The organism is Mesorhizobium sp. LNHC209A00, from assembly GCF_000502915.1.
Taxonomy (GTDB): Bacteria; Pseudomonadota; Alphaproteobacteria; order Rhizobiales; family Rhizobiaceae; genus Mesorhizobium.
Genome location: NZ_AYWT01000003.1, coordinates 895,402 through 901,401, shown reverse-complemented (window position 1 = coordinate 901,401; position 6,000 = coordinate 895,402). Strand labels below are relative to the sequence as shown.

At 65.1% G+C, this 6,000-nt stretch carries 6 protein-coding genes and 1 pseudogene; 1 reads left to right on the top strand and 6 read right to left on the bottom strand.

The window, feature by feature from the left end:
* Positions 1-494: pseudogene (locus X739_RS17775) on the bottom strand (WD40 repeat domain-containing protein); the annotation flags it as partial.
* 327 nt (positions 495-821) lie between these two features.
* On the opposite strand from X739_RS17775, the gene X739_RS1000000169940 reads away from it, so the two are divergent.
* Entirely contained in the window at positions 822-923 is a 102-nt protein-coding gene (locus X739_RS1000000169940) for a hypothetical protein (protein ID WP_023774653.1), read from the top strand.
* On the opposite strand, the gene X739_RS154145 is transcribed toward X739_RS1000000169940, so the two are convergent.
* The 5 genes from X739_RS154145 to X739_RS154165 form a co-directional block, all read right to left on the bottom strand.
* Positions 924-2,117 (bottom strand): hypothetical protein, encoded by a 1,194-nt coding sequence (locus X739_RS154145; RefSeq protein ID WP_023794559.1) that lies wholly within the window; start codon positions 2,115-2,117, stop codon positions 924-926. It abuts the gene before it with no gap.
* 140 nt (positions 2,118-2,257) lie between these two features.
* On the bottom strand, positions 2,258-3,028 hold the full coding sequence (locus X739_RS154150) for an exodeoxyribonuclease III (protein WP_023794558.1): 771 nt from the start codon (positions 3,026-3,028) through the stop codon (positions 2,258-2,260).
* A 6-nt stretch (positions 3,029-3,034) separates the two neighbouring features.
* Positions 3,035-3,679, bottom strand: coding sequence for an alpha/beta family hydrolase (locus X739_RS154155; protein ID WP_023774650.1), 645 nt, complete (start codon positions 3,677-3,679; stop codon positions 3,035-3,037).
* A gap of 88 nt (positions 3,680-3,767) precedes the next feature.
* On the bottom strand, positions 3,768-4,901 hold the full coding sequence (locus tag X739_RS154160; protein ID WP_023774649.1) for a tetratricopeptide repeat protein: 1,134 nt from the start codon (positions 4,899-4,901) through the stop codon (positions 3,768-3,770).
* Complete coding sequence (locus X739_RS154165; RefSeq protein ID WP_023774648.1) at positions 4,898-5,803, bottom strand: Ku protein; 906 nt, start codon at positions 5,801-5,803, stop codon at positions 4,898-4,900. The genes X739_RS154160 and X739_RS154165 overlap by 4 nt, the downstream gene beginning before the upstream one ends.
* Positions 5,804-6,000: the final 197 nt, after the last annotated feature.

The following is a 6,000-nucleotide window of genomic DNA, read 5'->3' as shown; positions in this document are numbered from 1 at the left end:
GGCGTGCCCGCCTGCTCGGGCGGCGGGGCCGGCGGCAAAGGCGGTGTCGGAGCAACTGGCGACGGCTCCGGCGGTTCCGGCTTTGGCGCGGATTCCATGGGCGGCGCGCTGGCGACTTGCTCGCCACCCTCATGCGGCCGCCACGAGCCGAACCCGTCGCCAAGCAACGCCAGCAAGACAACCACTGGCAGCACCAGGAAAGTCCGGCGCAGGCGTGGGCGGCCCGCCGGCTCCAATTCGGCGTCCCTGCCGAACAGCGGCACCCCGGCCGCGTGCTCGGGCCGGCCGGGCAATTGGCCCGCCAGGAACAGCAATGCGCCGATCAAACAGGCAAGTGCCGCCGCCGAATATGCCGCCGGCCGCGGCGTGACAGCATCGAGCCCGGCAAGGCCACGCCCGGCTAGGATTTCGATCAGCGGATAGACCTGGGCCAGACAGGCAGCCGCGAGCACGGCCAGGACAAGCGCCAGCACCCTGTCAGCCAACCTGTTCATCGCGCATCCCCTCGCCGGGCCTTCGGGTCAGACTATCAGCGTCATGAGCGTATCGCAAAATGCCGCCAGCCTCGCGTGAGACGGAACGCGGACAGCCGCGGTATAAGAAGATGTGCGACCACCCTGCTCAAGAAAATCCAGCTCAAGGTCGATTGCGCCGCCTCCATCGTGGCCACGATCTCCGGTTCGACCAGACGACGCCGATAAAGGCTAGTGTCCAATTTATCACGGTCGATGCCGATATGAATTGAGCCGTCCCCGGCGAAATATTGACAGTGGGCGGCACTATGACACACTCCGCCCGGGATATAGTGGAGAGCTTGCGTCATGAAGAAGATCTATAGGCGGCCCGTTTTGATCAGGAAGGGCAATCTGAAATTGATCACTGCCGCGACCAACGGCACTTCGGTGACCTCATTGCCGACGTAATCAGCCCGCCAGCATCAGGTCGTCCAAGACCATTTGCCAATGGTGTTTCGTCGAAAGGCGGACACGGGTGATCTCCCCGAGCATCGGGGCGTAGTGGAGCGGCGTGAGCGCCGACAGCACCATTTCATCGCTGGCGACCAACCGGTCGCCCGACCAGCTTTCGATCAGCGCCGTTTCGCCTTCCGCCTTCAGCCAGGCAGCGCTGAGCAGCACCGAGTGGAAGGCAAATGGCGTCTCGCGGCTGAACTCGGCCGGATAGCCGCTGCTGGTGTATGCCACGTGGTCGCCTGAAACATTACCGTTGACATAGCCCTCGCTGTCCTTGGTGTGGTCATTCGCCATGGCGTTCAGGTTGCGCCAGTCGAGCCCCGCATGGCCGCATGGGATCTTGCGGAAGCCGCGCCCGGTGACGTCGTCGAAGCCGATCGTGCGCGCCGCCGCCTCATCCGCCGGCGCCCGGGGCGAAAGCAACCCGAGATCGGTGGGGTAAGGGGACAGCACCAGCCGGCGGTCGAGCCCGCCGCCGGTGATCACCACAGTGTCGGCGTCGTCGGCAAGCTCGAACCGGAAGGCGCAAGCCGGCGCCAGCGTCAGGCTCTCCATCACCTGCCCCTGAGCCATCACCGACAGGGTCGCGGTGCCACCTGCCGCCAGCCTGCCAGCCAGGCTGCGCACCGGCGCCAGCCCGACCGGCCGCGGCAGGTCCGGCGACACCAGCCCGGTGGGCGAGCCGGGCGCCAGCCGGAACTCCGTCGACTGCGTGTCGTTGGCGCTTGGCGAGCGCCAGCCCGGCGGCACCGAGACTGAGAACCGGTAGGCAGCCGGCACGCGGATCGCAGCTGTCAGCGCCGATGTCGACATGGCGAAATTGGCATAACCGCCATTGTTCGTCCTTGAGGACGCGACAAAGCCACCCTGCCCGTCGAACAGCCGCACCATGATGCCGGCCATCGGCCGGTCGGCCACGCCGTAGCTCCCGTCGCGGTCGACGTCGAAATAGACGAAGGACGAGTAGTTGACGGTGCCGGTGCTGCGGCTCCAGTCTGTGCGCACGGCGTAGTCCTTGGCCGGGTCGGCCCGGCGCAGCGCGCGGCGGCGCAGGCGCGCCTTGCGCAACAGCCGAATGGCGGCAACCGCGGCGGAAATGATCGCAAGCACCGCCACAAGCAGGCCGACAAGAGCGAGGTCACTCATGGCAGACCGGCTTCGGTGATAGCCGCTCGCCATTGTCACAAATGCAATGCATCAACCATCCCTTGCCGATCCTGTCCAGCTTAGCGCGAGAGACAACCCGCGGAAAAGGGTGCGTGCGCGGCTGACGGACGTGAAATCCCTCACCCCAATTCCACCCAGACCGGGGCATGGTCGCTAGCGCCATCTTGACCGCGCACGTCACGATCGATGCCGGCGCCTTTCAGCCGGCGGGTGAGCGTCTTCGACAGCAGGACGTGGTCGAGCCGCAGGCCCGCGTCGCGTGGCCAGCGGTTCCGGCGGTAATCCCAAAAGGTGTAGAGCGTCTCCTTCGGGTGTTTCTTGCGCAACGCATCGGTCCAGCCTTGTTCGAGCAGCGCGGCGAAGGCGGCGCGGCTTTCCGGCTGCACCAGCGCGTTGTCGTCATAGGAGCGTGTGGCGTAGATGTCGCGCGGCTCGGGCACGATATTGTAGTCGCCGGCCAGAACCACCGGCAGGCCGGTGTCGATGAGCTGTTGGGCATGCGCCTCCAGCCGCGCGTGCCAGGCGAGCTTGTAGGTGAATTTCGGTCCCGGCCGCGGGTTGCCGTTCGGTGCATAAAGGCAGGCGATGACGATGCCGTTCACCGCGGCCTCGATGTAGCGGCTCTGCCGGTCGGCATCGTCGCCGGGCAACACATCGCGGGTCAGCACCGGCTCGGAACCGCGCGCGAGTATGGCGACGCCGTTCCAGGTCGGCTCGCCTTTCCACACCGCGCCATAGCCGGCATCGGCAAGCGCGGTGCGCGGAAACTGCGTGTCGCGCGCCTTCAGTTCCTGCAGGCAGACCACATCGGGTTTCGCGGCGCCGAGCCACGCCAGCAGGTTGTCCAGCCGGCTGTTGACGTTGTTGATGTTGAAGCTGGCGATCTTCATTGGGGATTAGGGCGCGATCCTACCCATCCAAGCCTTCGCCGTCTCCGCTAGCGTCGTCAGATGATCCGCGGTCGAGAAACCCGAAATGCTCTTGCGCGGCTTCAAATCATGATCGCCGTCCTCCAGCCAGATCACTTCGATGGCGTCGGAAAGGTTGTAGGTCGCGACCTCGTCCTTCGTGCCGAACTCGTCGCGCGTGCCTTGGAAAATCAGCGTCGGCGTCTTCAGCCCCGTGAGATGTTTTGTCCGCAATTGCTCGGGCTTACCAGGCGGATGGAAGGGATAGCCGAGGCAGACCAGTCCTAGGATCTCGCCCTTGGAAAACATCTCGTCGGCGATCATTGAGGCGACCCGCCCGCCCATCGACTTGCCGCCGATGATGAGCTTGCCCGCTACACCCTTCGCCCGGAGGTCGGCGATCGCCTTGATGTATTCCGGGTTCACTGTCTCGGCGCGCGGCGGCGGCTTGCGCTGACCGTAGCGGCGCGCCGCCATATAGTGGAACTCGAAGCGCGCGACCTGGAAGCCCGCGGCGGCGAGCGCCTTCGCGGTGGCTGTCATGGAGGGAGAGTCCATTGAAGCGCCGGCGCCATGGGCCAGCAGGATGGTGACGGGAGCGGTGTCGTGGCCATCGAAGAGGAAGCTGGTCATGTTGTGACACCCCGCGCGACGGCGAAACTGCCAACCTCACCCCACGAGGGTGGAGATCGGCTGTTATCGCGGCCTCCGCAAACCATCGTCACCCCGCCGCCTTCGCCAGCTGCATGTCCACGAACTGCACACCCCTGGCCGCCACCCCTGCCCATTCCGACTCCGCGTCGAGCTCCAGGTACCGCATCCACAGCCGCCGCGCCTCGAGCAGATTGCCCGCGTCAAACTCCAGCCGCGCCAGATTGAACACCGGATCGGCATAAGTCTTGTCGAGCGCGATCGCCTTCTGCAAATGCCTTCGCGCCGAAGCGTCGCGGCCTTGCTCGCTCATCAGCCCGGCGAGGTTGAACCAGGCTTCGACGAAGGCCGGATCGAGCTTTATCGCCCTGGCATAATCGTGCGCGGCTTCCGCCACGCGACCAGACCCGCGCAAACAGTTGGCGCGGTTGAAGGCGGCGATGGCGTCGGTGGGATCGATGGCGAGGCAGCGCTGGTAGAGTGCGGTGGCCCCGTCATGGTCGCCGCCCTCCTCCGCGGCCTCGGCCTCGGCGAACAAATCTTCCAGCGTCTCGTCGCCTTGTGCCGCGGCACCGAGATCGAACAGCAGCTGCCCGTCGAGCTCGCTCTGGCCGCCTTCGAGGTAGATCGCGTCGGGGCGGCCGTGCTGCGAGCCGACATTGAGCGACTTGGCGGTGAGCGAGGCCACCGGGCCGGAGCGGTGGACGGAGCGCGCGATCGCGCCCCATGTCGCGCCCCCGGCGATCAGCCCGGCATATTTGCGCGCCAGGATCAGGTCGCGGAAGGAGTAGGGCTCGCCATCATGCTCGAAGGCATCGAACAGGCTGAGCCGGTCGAGATCGGGGCCGGACAGCCTTGACTGATCGATCAGCGATTGGCGCGACAGTGAAGACGCCTCGGGCGCCTTCATCAGCCCGAGCAGCCGCAGGAAACCGTTCTCGCTCATCAGAATGCGCCCGGCCGCGCGCTCGGTGCCGAGGCGGCGTTCGATCTCGCTATCGTTATTTTTGGTAAGTCCGGCCTTGGTCAGCCCGGCCTTGACCAACAACGCGTGTCCGAACACGACATGCGTGGTGCGCCGGGTGACGCCGCGCCTGAGCTGGCCGTGCTGGCGCTCCACCTCGCGGGCGGCGAGCCTGAGTGGAAACGCCGCCAGAGCGCCGATCGTGCCGAAGACAGCGCCCAGAACGGCCGGTGCCGTCATTTCTTGCTCTTGCCGACCGCCTTGAGCAGGTTGGCCTTGAGCGGATTTTCAGGCGCGCCACCCGCAGCCGCCTTCTTCGTGGCCGGCTTGTCGGCTTCGTCGGCCTTGCTCTTCGACTTGGCCGGCGGCTTCGACTGAGACAGGCTGGCCTTCAGCGCATCCATCAGGTTGATGACGTTGCCGCGCTCCGGTGCCGCCGCGATGATCGGCTTATGGCCCTTCAGCTTCTCGCGGATCATCGTCATCAGCGCGACCTCGTAGCGGTCCTCGTAATTCTTCGGATCGAAGGTGGTTTCCTTCTGCTTGATCAGCGCTTCGGCAAGCTGCAGCATTTCCGGATCAGGCTTGCCGGCCGGAATGTTGCCGAAATATTCAGCAGTGCCGCGCACTTCGTTCGGGTTCCTCAACGTGCACACGAACATCCCGTTCTCGCGCGCGCCGATCGTCACCACGCGCTCGCGGCTGGACAGCACCAGCCGGGCGATGGCGAGCTTGCCGGATTTGCGCATCGCTTCGCGCAGCACGGCGAAAGTCTCTTCCGCCATCGCCCCGTCCGGCGCCATGTAATAGGGCGCGTCCTGGTAGATGACGTCGACCTCGTCCTCATCGACGAAGGCCTCGATGTTCATTGTGTGGTTGGATTCGATGCGCACCGTGTCGAGGTCGGCATCGTCGATGATTATGTACTGCTTGTCCTCGTACTCGTAGCCCTTGACCAGATCCGCCCGCTCGACGAGCCCGAGTTCAGGGTCGACCGGCTTCATGTTGATGCGGTTGTGGGTCTTCTTGTGCAGCTGGTTGAACGAGATGCGCTCGCTGGCGCTGGTGGCGGGGTATAGCCGCACCGGACAGCTGACGAGACTGAGTTTGAGGTAACCCTTCCAACTTGCCCTGGGCGCCATGATGAACTCCTACGCGGCCATGCACTGACTGTTACTTCGCAGCGCTTCGTCCGAAGGACGAACAAGGCTGCGCGACTCCTACACCGACCCGCACAATACCGGCAAATCCCTGACGAAGTCTTCCCGCCGGCTTTGGAGGCCACGGGAGGAGAATAATTCAAATTGTCGGAAGCGTCGATGGAGTTTGAGCCGACACG

Coding starts and splice junctions, on each gene's coding strand:
- X739_RS1000000169940 (WP_023774653.1), top strand. CDS start 822: ATGAAGAAGATCTATAGGCGGCCCGTTTTGATCAGGAAGGGCAATCTG.
- X739_RS154145 (WP_023794559.1), bottom strand. CDS start 2,117: ATGAGTGACCTCGCTCTTGTCGGCCTGCTTGTGGCGGTGCTTGCGATC.
- X739_RS154150 (WP_023794558.1), bottom strand. CDS start 3,028: ATGAAGATCGCCAGCTTCAACATCAACAACGTCAACAGCCGGCTGGAC.
- X739_RS154155 (WP_023774650.1), bottom strand. CDS start 3,679: ATGACCAGCTTCCTCTTCGATGGCCACGACACCGCTCCCGTCACCATC.
- X739_RS154160 (WP_023774649.1), bottom strand. CDS start 4,901: ATGACGGCACCGGCCGTTCTGGGCGCTGTCTTCGGCACGATCGGCGCT.
- X739_RS154165 (WP_023774648.1), bottom strand. CDS start 5,803: ATGGCGCCCAGGGCAAGTTGGAAGGGTTACCTCAAACTCAGTCTCGTC.